At 71.4% G+C, this 14,089-nt stretch carries 17 protein-coding genes; 9 read left to right on the top strand and 8 right to left on the bottom strand.

From position 1 onward, the window contains the following. Positions 1 to 196 precede the first annotated feature (196 nt). The 5 genes from ABT092_RS09425 to ABT092_RS09405 all read left to right on the top strand — a co-directional run bounded on the left by ABT092_RS09425 (position 197) and on the right by ABT092_RS09405 (position 3,741). Positions 197 to 1,066 carry a helix-turn-helix domain-containing protein gene (locus ABT092_RS09425; protein ID WP_351241568.1) on the top strand — a complete coding sequence of 290 codons (870 nt, stop codon included), beginning with the start codon at positions 197 to 199 and terminating at the stop codon, positions 1,064 to 1,066. Between the two features lie 13 nt (positions 1,067 to 1,079). After that, on the top strand, positions 1,080 to 1,271 hold the full coding sequence (locus ABT092_RS09420; protein WP_351241600.1) for a DUF397 domain-containing protein: 192 nt from the start codon (positions 1,080 to 1,082) through the stop codon (positions 1,269 to 1,271). 131 nt (positions 1,272 to 1,402) lie between these two features. Continuing rightward, positions 1,403 to 1,615 carry a DUF397 domain-containing protein gene (locus ABT092_RS09415; RefSeq protein WP_351241566.1) on the top strand — a complete coding sequence of 71 codons (213 nt, stop codon included), beginning with the start codon at positions 1,403 to 1,405 and terminating at the stop codon, positions 1,613 to 1,615. A 131-nt stretch (positions 1,616 to 1,746) separates the two neighbouring features. Beyond that, positions 1,747 to 1,959, top strand: a complete 213-nt coding sequence (locus tag ABT092_RS09410; RefSeq protein ID WP_351241564.1) for a DUF397 domain-containing protein — start codon at positions 1,747 to 1,749, stop codon at positions 1,957 to 1,959. 258 nt (positions 1,960 to 2,217) lie between these two features. Further along, a complete protein-coding gene (locus tag ABT092_RS09405) occupies positions 2,218 to 3,741 on the top strand; it encodes an alpha/beta hydrolase (protein WP_351241562.1) in 1,524 nt (507 codons plus the stop codon). Between the two features lie 61 nt (positions 3,742 to 3,802). Here the strand turns inward: ABT092_RS09405 and ABT092_RS09400 are convergent, their stop codons facing one another. Next, entirely contained in the window at positions 3,803 to 4,159 is a 357-nt protein-coding gene (locus ABT092_RS09400; protein WP_351241560.1) for a hypothetical protein, read from the bottom strand. A gap of 115 nt (positions 4,160 to 4,274) precedes the next feature. Continuing rightward, entirely contained in the window at positions 4,275 to 4,640 is a 366-nt protein-coding gene (locus ABT092_RS09395) for an SH3 domain-containing protein (protein WP_351241558.1), read from the bottom strand. A 411-nt stretch (positions 4,641 to 5,051) separates the two neighbouring features. On the opposite strand from ABT092_RS09395, the gene ABT092_RS09390 reads away from it, so the two are divergent. Then, entirely contained in the window at positions 5,052 to 5,684 is a 633-nt protein-coding gene (locus tag ABT092_RS09390) for an HAD-IA family hydrolase (RefSeq protein ID WP_351241556.1), read from the top strand. Here the strand turns inward: ABT092_RS09390 and ABT092_RS09385 are convergent. Next, positions 5,670 to 6,914, bottom strand: coding sequence for an NsdA family TPR-like regulatory protein (locus ABT092_RS09385; RefSeq protein WP_502968413.1), 1,245 nt, complete (start codon positions 6,912 to 6,914; stop codon positions 5,670 to 5,672). The two genes, ABT092_RS09390 and ABT092_RS09385, sit on opposite strands and share 15 nt — an antisense overlap. A gap of 311 nt (positions 6,915 to 7,225) precedes the next feature. On the opposite strand from ABT092_RS09385, the gene tgmA reads away from it, so the two are divergent. Genes tgmA through ABT092_RS09370 form a run of 3 tightly spaced genes read left to right on the top strand, consistent with a single transcriptional unit; the run spans position 7,226 to position 9,620 of the window. Continuing rightward, on the top strand, positions 7,226 to 7,504 hold the full coding sequence (gene tgmA, locus ABT092_RS09380; RefSeq protein WP_351241552.1) for a putative ATP-grasp-modified RiPP: 279 nt from the start codon (positions 7,226 to 7,228) through the stop codon (positions 7,502 to 7,504). A 32-nt stretch (positions 7,505 to 7,536) separates the two neighbouring features. After that, positions 7,537 to 8,502, top strand: coding sequence for an ATP-grasp ribosomal peptide maturase (tgmB, locus tag ABT092_RS09375; protein ID WP_351241550.1), 966 nt, complete (start codon positions 7,537 to 7,539; stop codon positions 8,500 to 8,502). Beyond that, the gene (locus ABT092_RS09370; protein WP_351241548.1) at positions 8,499 to 9,620 is read left to right on the top strand and encodes a methyltransferase domain-containing protein; all 1,122 of its coding nucleotides are present in this window, start codon (positions 8,499 to 8,501) and stop codon (positions 9,618 to 9,620) included. The genes tgmB and ABT092_RS09370 overlap by 4 nt, the downstream gene beginning before the upstream one ends. A 39-nt stretch (positions 9,621 to 9,659) precedes the next feature. On the opposite strand, the gene ABT092_RS09365 is transcribed toward ABT092_RS09370, so the two are convergent. From ABT092_RS09365 to ABT092_RS09345, 5 genes are all read right to left on the bottom strand, one after another. Then, entirely contained in the window at positions 9,660 to 10,073 is a 414-nt protein-coding gene (locus ABT092_RS09365) for a hypothetical protein (protein WP_351241546.1), read from the bottom strand. Between the two features lie 34 nt (positions 10,074 to 10,107). Continuing rightward, positions 10,108 to 11,625, bottom strand: coding sequence for a PTS transporter subunit EIIC (locus ABT092_RS09360; protein ID WP_351241544.1), 1,518 nt, complete (start codon positions 11,623 to 11,625; stop codon positions 10,108 to 10,110). A 61-nt stretch (positions 11,626 to 11,686) separates the two neighbouring features. Beyond that, positions 11,687 to 12,649 (bottom strand): N-acetylmuramic acid 6-phosphate etherase, encoded by a 963-nt coding sequence (murQ, locus tag ABT092_RS09355; protein ID WP_351241542.1) that lies wholly within the window; start codon positions 12,647 to 12,649, stop codon positions 11,687 to 11,689. A gap of 94 nt (positions 12,650 to 12,743) precedes the next feature. Beyond that, positions 12,744 to 13,700, bottom strand: coding sequence for a MurR/RpiR family transcriptional regulator (locus tag ABT092_RS09350; protein ID WP_351241540.1), 957 nt, complete (start codon positions 13,698 to 13,700; stop codon positions 12,744 to 12,746). A 119-nt stretch (positions 13,701 to 13,819) separates the two neighbouring features. Further along, the gene (locus ABT092_RS09345) at positions 13,820 to 14,086 is read right to left on the bottom strand and encodes a DUF4031 domain-containing protein (RefSeq protein ID WP_351241538.1); all 267 of its coding nucleotides are present in this window, start codon (positions 14,084 to 14,086) and stop codon (positions 13,820 to 13,822) included. Between the last annotated feature and the right edge of the window lie 3 nt (positions 14,087 to 14,089).

The raw sequence follows: 14,089 nt of genomic DNA, 5'->3' as shown, positions 1-14,089 counted from the left end.
TGGGGGTAGCCGCAGACGCACGGCGGGAACGTCAGCGCGGCAGCGGGAGGCAGAACCTCTCCCTCGTCATTGAGGAACATCGGTCGTCTCACCTGATTCTCGGGACCCGGTCTCGGCCGGGGTTTGTTTCTCGATGTGACCACAAGGTCGCTGTGGGTGAGTAGAGTTGACGGAGGGGGGCTCAAGACCCAAACCGGTGTTCGAGTTGCCGGTTCGCAGGAAGGGGCAGGTCATCGCGATGAAAGATGACGAACCATCAGAGTTTTTGAATCCACTTGAGACGTTCGGTGTTGACGTTCGGGAGCTGCGCAGGACCCGTCGCATCACTCTTCAGGCGTTGGGGAAGGTGACGGGCTACTCGCCGAGTTACGTCTGCAAGGTGGAGAAGGGCGTCGTCCACCCCAGCGAGCGGTTCGCCGTCGGCTGTGACAAGGCGTTCGGCACCGGCGTCATGCTGACCCGCCAGCGAGAACGCGCCCTGGAGGGCGACCACCCCAGTTGGTTCATGCCGTACCTGACCTACGAACGCCGGGCGGTGCGTATCTTCAACTACTCCACCCTGTACGTACCGGGGTTGCTGCAAACTCCCGAGTACGCCCGCGCTTCATACCGGTTGAGTTCGCCGGGGATGACGGCGGAGTCGGTCGAGTCCAAGGTGGCGGCGCGGATGAGCCGCCGCGAGGTGTTCAACCGTGCCGAACCGCCACCCCCGAAGCTATGGGTGGTGCTCCACGAGGCGTGTCTACGCGTACGGGCGGGCGGACCGGAGGTGATGGCTGGACAGCTCGACCGACTCCTCGAAGACGGGGAGCGGTCAGAGGTGACCTTGCAGTTGCTGCCCTTCGAAGCAGCGCCGGCGGTTGCGACTCCTTTTACGTTGCTGGCCTTTGACTCCCGGCCTACGCTGCTTTACGCGGAGGGTCCCGTGACGGGGCGGCCGCAGGATGCGCCCAAGATCACGACTGCTGCGGGTGAGGTCTACGATCAACTGCGGGCCGAGGCGTTGGGCCGTCGCGCGACCCTTGACCGGATCTGGCGAATGCGTGAGGAGTACAGGCGTGAGTGAGAACGCTTACGGAATGGCCGACTGGGTGAAGAGCACTTACAGCGCGCCCAATGGTGGCGAGTGCGTGGAGTGGGCGCCCGCTGTCGTCTCGGTGGACGGTGTGGTTCCGGTGCGGGACAGCAAGGTGTCCGGTGGCCCGGTGTTGTTGGTGAGTCCGGAGAGTTGGGCGGGTTTCGTGACGTTGGTGTGTGCGTCCGACGCGTGATCCCCGGGTCCTCGGTTCGGCTGGACTTCGCCCTGCCTTCTCGGCGTTCGGGGAGGCAGGGTTCTTCGTAGAGGCGTTGGGCCGTCGCGCGACCCTTGACCGGATCTGGCGAATGCGTGAGGAGTACAGGCGTGAGTGAGAACGCTTACGGGACGGCGAGCTGGGTGAAGAGTAGCTACAGCGCGCCCAACGGTGGTACCTGCGTCGAGTGGGCGCCCGCCTTCGCTTCGGCGCACGGTGTGGTCCCGGTGCGGGACAGCAAGGTGTCCGGTGGCCCGGTGTTGCTGGTGAGTCCGGAGAGTTGGGCGGGCTTCGTGACGTTGGTGCGTGCGTCCGACGCGTGATCCCCGGGTCCTCGGTTCGGCTGGACTTCGCCCTGCCTCCTCGGCGTTCGGGGAGGCAGGGTTCTTCGTAGAGGCGTTGGGCCGTCGCGCGACCCTTGACCGGATCTGGCGAATGCGTGAGGAGTACAGGCGTGAGTGAGAACACTTACGGGACGGCGAGCTGGGTGAAGAGCACCTACAGCGCACCCAACGGCGGCCAGTGCGTCGAGTGGGCGCCCGCTGTCGCTTCGGCGCACGGTGTGGTCCCGGTGCGGGACAGCAAGGTGTCCGGTGGCCCGGTGTTGCTGGTGAGTCCGGAGAGTTGGGCGGGCTTCGTGACGTTGGTGTGTGCGTCCGGGGTGTGATTCCCGGGTCCTCGGTTCGGCTGGACTTCGCCCTGCCTCCCCGGTGTTCGGGGAGGCAGGGTTCTTCGTGCCGCAGCCCTCCGATGCCCGGGCGGGGTGGTGCGGCGGGGAGGGGCACGCGACCCCTGACCCGTACGGCACGGCTCGCTCCGCCGTGCGGGGGTCGCCGTGCTGGACGACCGAGGTCGTGTGACGGGTGGACGACACGTCGCCGTTGGCCGGGCGGTGTCCGGGACGGTGGCGGTAGCGTCGCGGAACGTGAAGAGGATCAGAGTGCTCGGCCTGGCCGTCCTCTCGGTCGCGGCCCTCGGACTGCTTCCCGGGACGTCCGCTCCCGCGTCGCGGTCCGGGTCCCCCGACGGCCTGGACCGGTTCCGCAACCAGTCCGTCGACTGGGGAAGGTGTGCGGACGCCTCGCTCACCGCGAGCGGCACCGAGTGCGCGCACCTCACTGTCCCGCTCGACTACGGCCACCCGCGGGGGCGCACCGTCACCGTCGCCGTCTCGCGGATCGCGGCGGAGGACCCGGCCCGGCGGCGCGGCATCCTCCAGACCAATCCGGGCGGCCCCGGGTCCCGGGGGCTCGGCATGCCGGCGGACCTGCAAAGGGCGATGAGCCCGGCAGTCGCGGCGGCGTACGACATCATCGGCATGGACACCCGCGGGCTCGGCGGAGGCGGGAGCACACCGGTCGACTGCGGACTCGACCGCAGCAGTTGGCTGTTGTACGCGCCGGGGACCGGTCGGGCCGGGTTCGAGGAGAGCGCGCGGCTGTCCCGTGAAGACGCCCGGAAGTGCTGGCGCAACGCGCCGGAGTCCATCCCCCATCTGTCGACGCGCAACATCGCGCGGGACGTGGACCTCGTCCGTGCCGCGTTGGGCGAGCGGCGCACCTCGTGGTTCGGGCAGTCCTACGGAACGATCCTGGGCGCGACGTACGCGCAGATGTTCCCCGGCAGGGTGGACCGCCTGGTCCTGGACAGTGCGTCCGACCCCGCCGAGTACCCGCTCCGCATGGTGCGCCGCCAGGGCGCCGCCTACGAGGGGGCCCTCGACGACTTCGCGCGCTGGGCGGCGCCCCGGGACGGTGCGTACGGTCTGGGCGCCACGCCTGCGGCGGTGCGCGCCGGAGTCGAGGGGATGATCGAGCGGGCGGCCCGGGAGCCGATCCGGATCGGCGAGCACCGGATCACCGACCACGAACTTCCGTTGCTGCTCTACCTCGCGCTCATCGACGACCGGGCGAACCCCGAGGCCGCGGGCATGCTGCGGGTCCTACGGGACGCGGCCGAGGGGCGGCCGGTCACCGTGCCGCAGGCGCTGCGGGCGACCCTCGACCTGATGTTCGCGGGCCCCGGGAGCACCCAGGCGAGGGACTACTCGGCCTCGCTCGCCATGATCTGTGCCGACGCGGCGGTGCCCCGCAGCCTCGGCCACTACCGGCGGGTGGTGGAGCGCAGCCGGCGTTCGCAGCCCGTCTTCGGACCCCTGACCCATGCGCCGTTCCCCTGCGCGTTCTGGGAACGGGAGCCGTTGCAGCCCCTGGTCCCCATCGACAACGGGGTCCCGGCCCTCCAGATCCAGGCCACCGGGGACCCCCGTGCCCCCTACCCGTCAGGTCTGCGGATGCACCGGGCGATGCGCGGCTCCCGACTCGTGACGCTGGCCGCCCGGGCGCACACCGTCTACCTCAACCACTCCGACGACTGCGTGCGGCGCGCCGTCGACGCGTACCTGCTGCACGGCACCCTCCCCGCCCGCGACACCCACTGCCCCGGGTGACCCGAGGGCACCGGCACCCTCCCGGACCGACGGGGGTGCCCGGAGGCTGCGCCGTCGCCGGTCAAGCCCCCCATCCGCCACTGCATTCCATGGCCACGTAGCGTTTGACCCCGTTGTAGATCACCGGCGCCCAATTGTTGTACTGCGGTTCGCCCGCATTGCACCGGTACGACGATCCGGTCTCCTCGTACTCGCAACCCTGGGGAGTGAGGCGAGTTCCCGTGTACTTGACGATCAGCCGGGAAGTCGAGCTCTTGGCGGCACGGACGTTGAGGTATCCGACGCTGGGACTGACGTACACGTAGCAGGCTGCGGAGGCGGTGGACTTCACCGATTCCGCGTGGGCCGGGGCGGCCACGAGGCCGAGGACGAGTGCGGTACCGATCCCCGCGCTGGCGAAGGCTCTTTTCCCACGCATGGAATTCTCCTGGTTCCGTGTGAGGGGCGTGCTGGTGAGTCGGTGCGCACGGCCGGGGCCGAGCGGGCGGAGCGGTGTGCGGCGGGCAAGGTCCCGGTGCGGGCGGTGCCGCCGGCTAGCACCTGCCGGGGTCGCTCGACGGGCCGCCGTGTTCCTGGACGATGTATCCACGCACCCCGGTCGTGTTGTTGGTGATGCGCCACCAGTACGTTTCCAGGGGACCGGGGGTGCCGCAGTGCACGGTGATGCGGTGGCTGCGGTACCCGAGCCCCCGCACCGTGGCGTTGAGCCGCGGAGCGTTGCGGATGTTCACGCCGTCGGAGTAGAACCGGCCCGGGAGCGCGCGGGCTTCCGAGGAGGCGGCCTGCGCGGTGGGGGAGGACACGAGCACCGCGGGCGCGACGAGAACTGCGGCGAGCAGGGTCCGGGACGCACGGCGGGCCAAGGAGTTCCCGGATTTCTTGCGTGACTTCCCAGACATCACCTTTCTCCATTCGTTCCTGATGCTTCTCCGGGTGGGTGTTCACGGATGATGGTCGGGGCTCCTCCGCCACCGGTCAAGGCAAGAAGCTGGCCAAGCTGGGGTGCCGGAGATTCTCACTTGATCGTGAATCCGGAACGCATGACCCTTTTCCGCGGGGCCGCACGGGTATTGCTGTGATCGGTGTTCGCCCTTCGCTGAGCGTCCGTGCAAGGATTCGGGCATCGCATGGGAAATCTCGTACCCGAAGGTCGGTACGGAGCGCCGCGCCCCGCACGGACCCGCCCGAGGTGGAGGAACACCCTCCCCGCAGCGAGGGGAGACGGTCCGGGTCGGGACGCCCACGGATCGGCCCGCGTGCTGCACGGCGTACGGCGGCGCAACTTCCCCACGGGTCCGTAGGCTTGGTGGATGGCGACTTCCGCAGAGCCCGGTTACGGCGGCGTGATCTTCGACTTCTTCGGTGTCCTGACCTTCAACATGGTCGAGGTGATCTCCTCCTTCGAGGACCGGGAACGCCTCCGTCGGGGCACCTTCCTCCGGGCCTGGGCCGACCCGCGGGGCCAGGAACTCTTCCGGAGGCTCGAACTCGGACAGATCGCCCAGACCGAATGGAACGCCGGGTTCGCGGCCCTGCTCGGCGTGGTGCCGGACGACCTGATGGCCCGGTACCTCCACGACGCGTTCCCCGCGTACGGCATGCTCGGAGTGGCGCGTCAGGCCCGGGCCGCCGGGATCAGGACCGCGGTGCTGTCCAACAGCCTCGGGCGGGAGCCGTACGACCCCTACGCGGGGTTCGACCTGGCGGGCACCTTCGACGAGGTGGTCCTCTCCGCTGACCACGGTCTGCGCAAACCCGACCCCGCCGTTCTCCGCCTGGTGCTCGACAAGCTCGGCGTGCCGGCCGAACGGTGCCTGCTCGTCGACGACAGCGAGGAGAACCTCGCCGCGGCCCATCGGATGGGCATCACCCCGTTGCTGGCCCTGGACGACCAGGTGGCGGCCAAGCGCCTGCGTCGGTTGCTCGGGCTACCCGAGGTGTAGGAACTCGCGTACCGCAGCGTGCGAGGCGTGCGGCGCCAACCTCGCGCGGAGTGCCTTCAGTTCGGATGCCGAGCGGACCGAGTCGACCGCGCCGAGACAGCGGGACGCGTGGCGCGCCGCGGCGACCGCGGCGTCCAGGTCATGCAGGGCCAGGTGTGCTTCCGCGGCTCGGGCCAGATAGATCGCATGGCTGCGCGGGTACTCGTCGTCGCCGGGATACGAGGACGCCACGGCCGCTTCGAAGCGGCGCACCGCCTCCGCAGGGTCCCCGAGACGCAGTGCCGCCGAACCGGCGATCATTTCGATCTCGCCGTAGTCCACCCAGTACAGGGCCTTCGGGTCTTCGTCACGGATTCCCTCGTCCAGAGCGGTCCGGGCGAGGTGGAGCTGGTGGGCGCATTCCTTCCTGGCGCCGGTCACCGAGAGGGCACGGGCCGTGCGGGCGGCCAGCATGGCGCGCATGCGTGGAGTCGCCCTTCGCCCCACCCGGTCTCGTGCTGTCTGGAGCAATGACACCGCTCTGCCTGCCTGGCCCGGGGTGGAGTAGCACTGGACGGCGGCGAACGACAGCCCGTAGGCGCCGCTGAACGCATCGCCCGCATCTGCGGAGGCGCGTAGGCAACCGTCGAAGTACCGCTGGGCGATGCCAGGGCGGTTCTGGTCGAACGCCGCCCAGGCTGCCTGTCGCGCGGCCTCGGAAGCCATGGCGTGCAAGCGGTCCACGGTCGAGCCGTCGTACCTCCGCGACGTGATCAGCCGAACGATCAAGGAGAGTTCACTGCGGGCGAGTTGCCACACCGTGCCGCTGCCGATTTCGTCATCGAGACGCCGTAAGTGATCGAGACGGTCGTCCACATGAGCCAGGATCGCGGGGCCGCCCTCGGGTACGGCGAGGGACGTCCCGTCCGGTCCGCCCGACTCCAGGGCATGGGACCAACTGCTCGCGGAAACGGCCAGCGTTGCTCCGGCTGAAAGGAATCCCCTGCGATCCACACCGCTTCCCTTCAGCAGGCCGGTGAGAACGGCGAGGCTGCTGGGCCGGTCCCAGGGCGGACCCGTGGTGCCGGACGCACCGTGGTCGTGCAGCGTGGTCGTGAAAGCGTTCCCGGTGCGCAGGACCCTGTCGTACGCGGCGGCAACACCTGCCGTCACGGACCGGTTCCCGTTCTCCACGTTGCGCAGGTACGCCTCGCCGAACCCGGCCTCACGGGCGAACCGTGCCCACACCATTCCGGAGGCCCTACGCGCCTCCCGCATGTCCATGCGGAGTTGGTCGAGCATCGGGTGGCCCTCCTGCTGGGGATCGGTGCTGGATCGGAGCACTCCATTGTCCTCCGGCCGATTGCGGTGTGTGCTCGTACCGGCACACAAGGCGAAGGGGGCGCGTACCGGGCACCTCGCCGGCACCGCGCAGTCCACGTGCCCGGCCGAACGGGAGACATTCACGGCACAGCCCCCCGCCCGGGCCGCCTGCCCCCATGGGGGCTGAGCCCGTGATCCTGCCGGCACATTCCGTGAACCATAGAAGGAGTTGCGTTGCCATGACATTCACCGCTGAGCGTGCAGTACCGCCCGCACCCCGGCCGATCCGGACCACCCCCATCCGGCCATTCGGCCTGACCAGGGCGGTGCCGGTCGCGCTGCCCGACACGACGAAGGTGTCCCCCCTGCTGACTCTCTGCCCCGATCGGCAGATCAGCGTCACCGCGGACGGCACCCCCTTCATCCACGAGCCCTCAATGGGGACCGCCCTGACCACGGTGCAGGAGACCAGGGAGGACCACCAGCCCGACACCAGTATCGAGAACGACACCGACTGACCAACCCATTCGCAAAATGGAGTGAGCGCCCCATGACGGTCCTGGTGTTGACGCGTGCCTTCGATGCGACATCCGACCTGGTCGTATCGGAGCTGACCGCCCGTGGTGTGCCCGTGTACCGGCTCGACCCCGGTGACTTCTCCGACGGGCTGACCGTGGAAGCCCACCTCGGTCCCGAGACGAGTACGTGGACCAGCGTTCTGCATGGTCAGCACCGAGACCTGACCCTGGACGATGTGCATGCCGTCTACTACCGCCGACCCTCCCCCTTCCGTCCGCACCCGGACATGACCGACCACGATGCCCGATGGGCGAGGTCCGAGGCGCGTGCAGGCTTCCACGGCCTGCTCGCCGCGCTCGACTGTCCGTGGGTGAACCATCCCAGCCGCAACGCCCATGCCGAACTCAGGCCCGTGGCCCTGGCCACGGCGGCGCGCTGCGGGCTCTCCGTCCCCCGGACGCTCATCACCAACGATCCCGTCGCGGCCCGGGGGTTCGTCGACTCGCTGCCCGGCAAGGTCGCCGCGTACAAGGGACTCGGCCCCGGTGGGCCGACCAGCCGGGGCGCCGACGCACACGCCCTGTGGACCACGCAGGTACGGGCCCACGAGATCGAGGACACGGTCAACCTCACCGCTCACCAGTTCCAACAGTGGGTGCCCAAGGCGTACGAGGTGCGGTTGACCGCTGTCGGCGGCCAACTGTTCGCAGCGGAGATCCACGCGGGATCCGCCGCGGGGCGGATCGACTTCCGCACGGACTACGACAACAACACGTACCGGCCGTGTCAGGTCCCCGCTCCAGTGGCCGGAGGCATGGCCGCCTTGCTCGATGCACTGCAACTGCGCTACGCGGCATGTGACTTCGTCGTTGATCAGGATGACGGCCACTGGTACCTGGTCGATGTGAATCCGAATGGGCAGTGGGGCTTCGTACCCGAACTCCGCGCCCCCATTGCTCACGCCCTTGCCGATCTCCTGGAAGGAGAACACCCGTGACCGCGGTCACCGCTCCACCCGACGAACTACGCCACCGCATGGTCGAACGGCTCGTGCAGGACGGCGTCCTGCGTTCGCCCGCCTGGCGCGCGGCGTTCGAGGCCGTCCCCCGAGAGCTGTTCGTGTCCACCTTCACCACGCGCGCGGCCGGTGATCCGATCACCTATCGCGAGGGCGACCCGGGATACCTCGAAGCCGTCTACACCGACTCCTCGCTGAACACGCAGTACGACGTGCACGGCACGGCGACGAGTTCCTCAAGTCAACCGACCGTGATGGCGCTCATGCTCGAAGCCCTGGCCCCCGCGGACGACTCGCTGCCTGTGCTGGACCTTGGCACCGGCCCCGGCTACAACGCCGCCCTCCTCAGCCACCGGTACGGTTCGCCACGAGTCGTCTCCCGCGATGTCGACCCGGCCCTCGTCGATGCGGCCGCCGAACACCTTGCCGCGGCCGGCTGCGCGCCCGTGCTCACGGTCGGGGACGGGAACGAGGGGTGCCCAGAACATGCGCCGTACGGTGCGCTGATCGCCACGTACGGGGTCGGGCGCGTACCGGACCCATGGCGGGCCCAGGTCGTCCGCGGTGGCACCATCGTCGCCAACGTCGGCAACGGCCTCGTCTCCCTGACCATCGGTGACCACGGGCTCGCCACCGGCCGCTTCCTGCCCGCCCTCGCGGCGTTCATGACCGTCCGAGCCGCCCCGGGCGACGCACCGACGCCCGCACGCGCCCATGCCGGCCGGCTCGCGACCGCGGAGGGCGAGGGCCGGGAGATCGAGCTACCGGTGGCCCTCGACGAGGGGATGCCGCGCTTCCTCGGCGCCCTGTCGCAGCCCGACGTCCTCGAACTCTCCCTGGTCTTCGACGAACGGAGGACGTACGGACTCGTCCACCCCGACTCGGAGTCGTGGGCCCGGATCACCCCTCACGGGGACGGCACGGCGAGCCTCGTGCGCGGTGGCCCCCGGGATCTGTGGACCGAGCGCGCCCCGTTGCTCAGCGGGTGGAACGAGGCCGGGCGGCCGGGCCCGGCCGCCTACGGCCTCACAGTCCACCCGGACGGCCGGCACGAACTCGCCCTCGGCAACGCCGTTCGCTGGCCCCTCCGGGTCTGACGCCGTACGCCGTTCTCCCTCGCTCCCGATCTCCCGGACTCACCCCGGACACGGCGCCGTTCGGGCCGACAGGCCGGTGAAGCGGGCGCTGGGGCGGGGGTCGGTGCGGGTGACGCGGAGGCAGACCCGGGCGTCCTCGGTGGAGACCTGGTAGAGGTGCGGGGCGCGGGCGTCCTCCCGGGAGGTGTCGTGCGGGGCGTCGACCCGGACCACGAACACCTCGTCGTCGGGGCCTCTGCCGGTGTCGCCGACGCGGTGTTCGATGGCGTCGCCGTAGTTGAGGACGTAGGGGTGCGGGCCCTTGTTGAGGTTGTCCGTCACCTCGGCCACCGCGGAGCGCAACGCCGCCCCGTCCCACTGGGGTTCGCGCCCGGCCCACCAGGCGCCGGCCGTGACGGCCGCCACGCCCACCAGGGCCGTTGCCGCGATCAACCCCCGTCGTCGGTTCGTCATCCTGCCATTGTGCCGGGCGAGGCCCCGGCGGACGTCAGACGGGGGCCGGCTCCCGGCCGGTCCGGGCCTCGGGGGCCGGTTCCGCGTTGAGTTCGGCGAGGGCGCTGCGGGTGAAGCCGAAGAAGTAGGTGGCCAGGAAGCCGACGGCGTAGCCGGCGAGCAGCCCCCCGGTGTACACGGCGAGGGTGGTGCCGAAGCCCCGGTTGCCCTGGACGAGCGGGAACAGCGCCCAGCCGGAGGGGCCGATCGCGGTGGAGCCGACCTTGGTGCCGAGCATCGAGAACAGTCCGACCACCGCGCCGCCCGCGGCGCCGCCCGCGCAGGCCGTGACGAAGGGGCGGCCCAGCGGCAACGACACCCCGTAGATGAGGGGTTCGCCGACGCCCAGCACTCCGGCGGGGAGCGCGGAGCGGATGGTGGCCCGGATCGTCCGGTTGCCGCGCAGTCGGACGAACACCGCCACCGCCGCGCCCACTTGGCCGGCCCCGGCCATGGCCAGGACCGGCAACAGCACCGTGTAGCCCTGCTGTTCGATGAGGGTGGTGTGCAGCGGGATCAACGCCTGGTGCAGCCCCAGCATCACCAGCGGCAGGAAGAGTCCGCCGAGGACCAGCCCGGCGAAGACCCCGGTGTGGACGAGCAGCCAGTCCGCGCCGACTCCGATCGCCCGGGCGGCCCGACCCGCCGGGTACATCAGCGCGTACACCGTGACCAGTCCGGTCAGCAGCAGGGTCAGGGTGGGCGTGACGATCACGTCGAGGGCTTCGGGGACCCAACGGCGGCACCACTTCTCGATCACGGTGGCGAGCAGGGCCGCGCCGAGCGCGCCGAGCACCCCGCCCTGGCCGGGGACGAGCGGTTGGCCCAGCACGCTGATCGCGTCGACGCCGGGGTAGACGACGACCGCGGCGACGGCCCCGCCGATGACCGGGGTGCCGCCGAACTCGCGCGCGGTGTTCAGGCCGACGAACACCGCGATCAGCGCCATGAAGGCGGAGGCGAGCGCGCCGAGCACCGGGGTCAGGCCCGGGAGGAGGCCCGCGTTGACGAGGAGGCCGTTGAGTCCGGCGAGCATGCCGCAGCCGATGAGCGCGGGGATCAGCGGGACGAACACCGCCGCGACGCGCCGCAGCAGGAGCTTTCCGCGGGTGGCGTTGCGCCGGGCGCGGTCCGCGCGCAGGGCCGCGCCCCGGGCGGCGAGGTCCTCGGCGGTGACGGGGGTGGTGACGGCGGTGGCCGGGGCGGGGGCGCCCGGGGCGCGGGCGAGGAGCGCGTCGAGGGCGCGGGTCACCCGGGCGGCGCGGCCGGGGCCCAGCACGATCTGGTAGCCCTCGCCGTCCTCCACCACCCCGAGGACGGCCGGGTGGGCCCGGACCTCGGCGTCCCGGACCCGGGCCCGGTCGTGGAGGACGAGCCGGAGCCGGGTCATGCAGTGGGTGGCGGAGGCGATGTTGTCGGGGCCGCCGACCAGGGTGAGGAGGGCGGCGGCGGTGGCCCGGTGGGGGGCGTCGGCGGCGGGTTCGGGCGGTTCGGGGGGCGGGGTGGTGGCCATGGGGACCTCGCTGTCGGGGTGGGGCCCGGGAGGGTGGGGGGTGGGTGGCCCGGCCGCCGGGTCAGCCGGCTGCCGCGAGGGCTTCGCGCAACCGGCCGTGGGCGGTGTGCAGGAGCCGGTCGGCGGTGGGGGCGTCGACGCCGGCCAGGATGATCAGGATGGCGTTCTTGACCTCGCCGCCGGCCGCGTCCAGGGCGGCCTCGACGGCGGTGTCGTCGGCGCCGGTGGCAAGGGTGACGATCCGTCTGGAGCGGGCGTGCAGCTTCTCGTTGGAGGCGCGGACGTCGACCATCAGGTTCCCGTAGGTCTTGCCGAGCCGGATCATGGTGATCGTCGAGATCATGTTGAGGACGAGCTTCTGGGCGGTGCCGGACTTGAGTCGGGTGGAGCCGGTGAGGAACTCGGGGCCGACGACCACCTCGATCCCGTGGTCCGCGGCGGCGGCCAGCTCGCTGTGCGCGTTGCAGGACAGCCCCACGGTCAGCGCCCCGTACGCCTTGCGGGCGTGCTCGACGGCGCCGACCGCGTACGGGGTGCGGCCGGAGGCGGAGACGCCGACGACGGTGTCGTCGGCGGTGAGGGCGAGCGCGTCCAGGTCGGCGGCGGCGAGTTCCCGGGAGTCCTCGGCGCCCTCGGCGGCGTCCACCATCGCGGTGGGGCCGCCGGCCAGTACCCCGACCACCTGCCCGGGGCGGGTGTTGAAGGTGGGGCCGCACTCGCTGGCGTCCAGGACGCCGAGCCGTCCGGCGGTGCCGGCGCCCGCGTAGACCAGGCGCCCACCACGGGCCATGCGGACGGCGATGGCGTCGACGGCCGCGGTGATCTCCGGCAGCCGCTCGGCGACGGCGGCGGCGACCCGGCGGTCCTCGGCGTTCATCAGCCGGGCGATCTCCGCGGTGGGCAACAGGTCGACCTCGGCCAGCTCCGGGCGGTGCGCCTCGGTGGTGAGGGCGGCGAGCCGGGTGCGCAGCTCCGGGGCCGGGTCGGGCGTGTTCTCGGCGGTGCGGGTGGTGGAGGTGGGCATGGCGGGCTCTTTCCGGGGCGGACGGGGACGGGTGGCAGGGGAGGGGTGGCAGGGGGCGGGTGCGCCGGCCGGTCGGACCGGCGCACCCGACGGGTCAGCGGCGGGGGCGCGGGGCGCGGCGGGTGCGCCGGTGGGCCAGGGCTTCGTAGGAGGCGGCGAGGGCGGGGCCGGCCCGGTCGTAGGTGCGTTGGGCGACCCCGATGAACAGACAGTCGACGACGAGGAGTTGGCTGGTGCGGGAGGACATCGCGGCGGGTCTCAGTTCGCTCTCGGGGGCCGTCGCGGTGGTGAGGACGTGGTCGGCGTACTGGGTGACGGGTCCGTCCGGGAGGCCGGTCATGGCGACGGTGGTGGCACCGCGCTCGAACGCGACCCGCAGGGGTTCGATCACGTCGAAGGTGGAGCCGGAGTCGGTGATCGCGACGGCCACGTCCCCGGGGCCGAGCTGGACCGCGTTGGTGACCGCGAGGTGGGGGTCGTGGTGGGCGTGGGCGACGACCCCGATCCGCAGTAGCTTCTGGGCCAGGTCCTGGCCGACCAGCCCGGAGGCGCCGATCCCGTACACGTCGACGCGGCCCGCGGCGGCGAGCGCGGTGACCGCGGCGCCGAGCTGTTGGACGTCGAGGGTGGCGGCGGTGTCGGCGAGGGTCTGGCTCTCCTCGTGGGCGAGCTTGGCGACCACGTCGGTCAGCGGGTCGTCGACGTGGATGGTGGCGGTGACCGCGGGGGCCCGCCCGGACTCCTGGTGGGCGGCGAGTCCGGCCAGGGCCAGCCGCAGGTCCCGGTAGCCGGGGTAGCCGAGGAGGCGGGCGGTGCGGACCACGGTGGCCTCGCTGGTGCCGGTGCGTTCGGCGAGTCCGGTGACCGTCAGGGCGGCGCAGCCGGCCGGGTCGGCGGCGACCGCTTCGGCGACCCGCTGCATGGAGCGGGTCAGGGTGGGGGCGAGGGCGCGGACCCGGGAGGCGAGGGCGGCGGGTGGTACGGGGTGCGGTGCCGGCGTGGTGGGGGCGGGGAGCGTGGGGGTGGAAGTTTCCTTCACTATGTCCGTCACATCGGAAAGATATTTTCCCCCCGGGTGGCGGTCAAGGGGTCGGCGACCACCCGGGTGACGTTCCGCGGCGACGGGTGTGCAGAAGGTGCCCATGTCGGGTGCATGTCATGCAAGGCGGCTCACGCGCGCCGGTGCTTGGGCCGGCGTAGACCGGCCTCCGTGAGCCGGCGCAGCAACTCCTTGGAGCCGACCTCCACCGCGCCCGCCCGCACCGCGTCCGGATGGCGGTGGGAGGGCAGGTCGTAGTGGTCCCGGTCGAAGGCGTGCGCCGGGACACCGATCCGCTCGGCGAAGGCGTGCAGCTCCTCGAAGGACTCGTCGCTGACCAGATGGGACCAGAGCCGGCCGTGTCCGGGCCAGGTCGGCGGGTCGATGTACAGGGTCACCGG

The organism is Streptomyces sp. NPDC002490 (assembly GCF_040296045.1).
Taxonomy (GTDB): Bacteria; Actinomycetota; Actinomycetes; order Streptomycetales; family Streptomycetaceae; genus Streptomyces.
Note: the sequence above shows the minus strand (reverse complement) of the source record. Positions and strands in the feature narration are given on the sequence as shown.

Bases quoted from the DNA above. Each gene is read 5' to 3' on its own strand.
- ABT092_RS09420 (WP_351241600.1), top strand. From the start codon at position 1,080: ATGGCCGACTGGGTGAAGAGCACTTACAGCGCGCCCAATGGTGGCGAG.
- ABT092_RS09400 (WP_351241560.1), bottom strand. From the start codon at position 4,159: ATGCGTGGGAAAAGAGCCTTCGCCAGCGCGGGGATCGGTACCGCACTC.
- ABT092_RS09395 (WP_351241558.1), bottom strand. From the start codon at position 4,640: ATGTCTGGGAAGTCACGCAAGAAATCCGGGAACTCCTTGGCCCGCCGT.
- ABT092_RS09390 (WP_351241556.1), top strand. From the start codon at position 5,052: ATGGCGACTTCCGCAGAGCCCGGTTACGGCGGCGTGATCTTCGACTTC.
- ABT092_RS09385 (WP_502968413.1), bottom strand. From the start codon at position 6,914: ATGGTGTGGGCACGGTTCGCCCGTGAGGCCGGGTTCGGCGAGGCGTAC.
- tgmA (WP_351241552.1), top strand. From the start codon at position 7,226: ATGACATTCACCGCTGAGCGTGCAGTACCGCCCGCACCCCGGCCGATC.
- tgmB (WP_351241550.1), top strand. From the start codon at position 7,537: ATGACGGTCCTGGTGTTGACGCGTGCCTTCGATGCGACATCCGACCTG.
- ABT092_RS09365 (WP_351241546.1), bottom strand. From the start codon at position 10,073: ATGACGAACCGACGACGGGGGTTGATCGCGGCAACGGCCCTGGTGGGC.
- ABT092_RS09360 (WP_351241544.1), bottom strand. From the start codon at position 11,625: ATGGCCACCACCCCGCCCCCCGAACCGCCCGAACCCGCCGCCGACGCC.
- murQ (WP_351241542.1), bottom strand. From the start codon at position 12,649: ATGCCCACCTCCACCACCCGCACCGCCGAGAACACGCCCGACCCGGCC.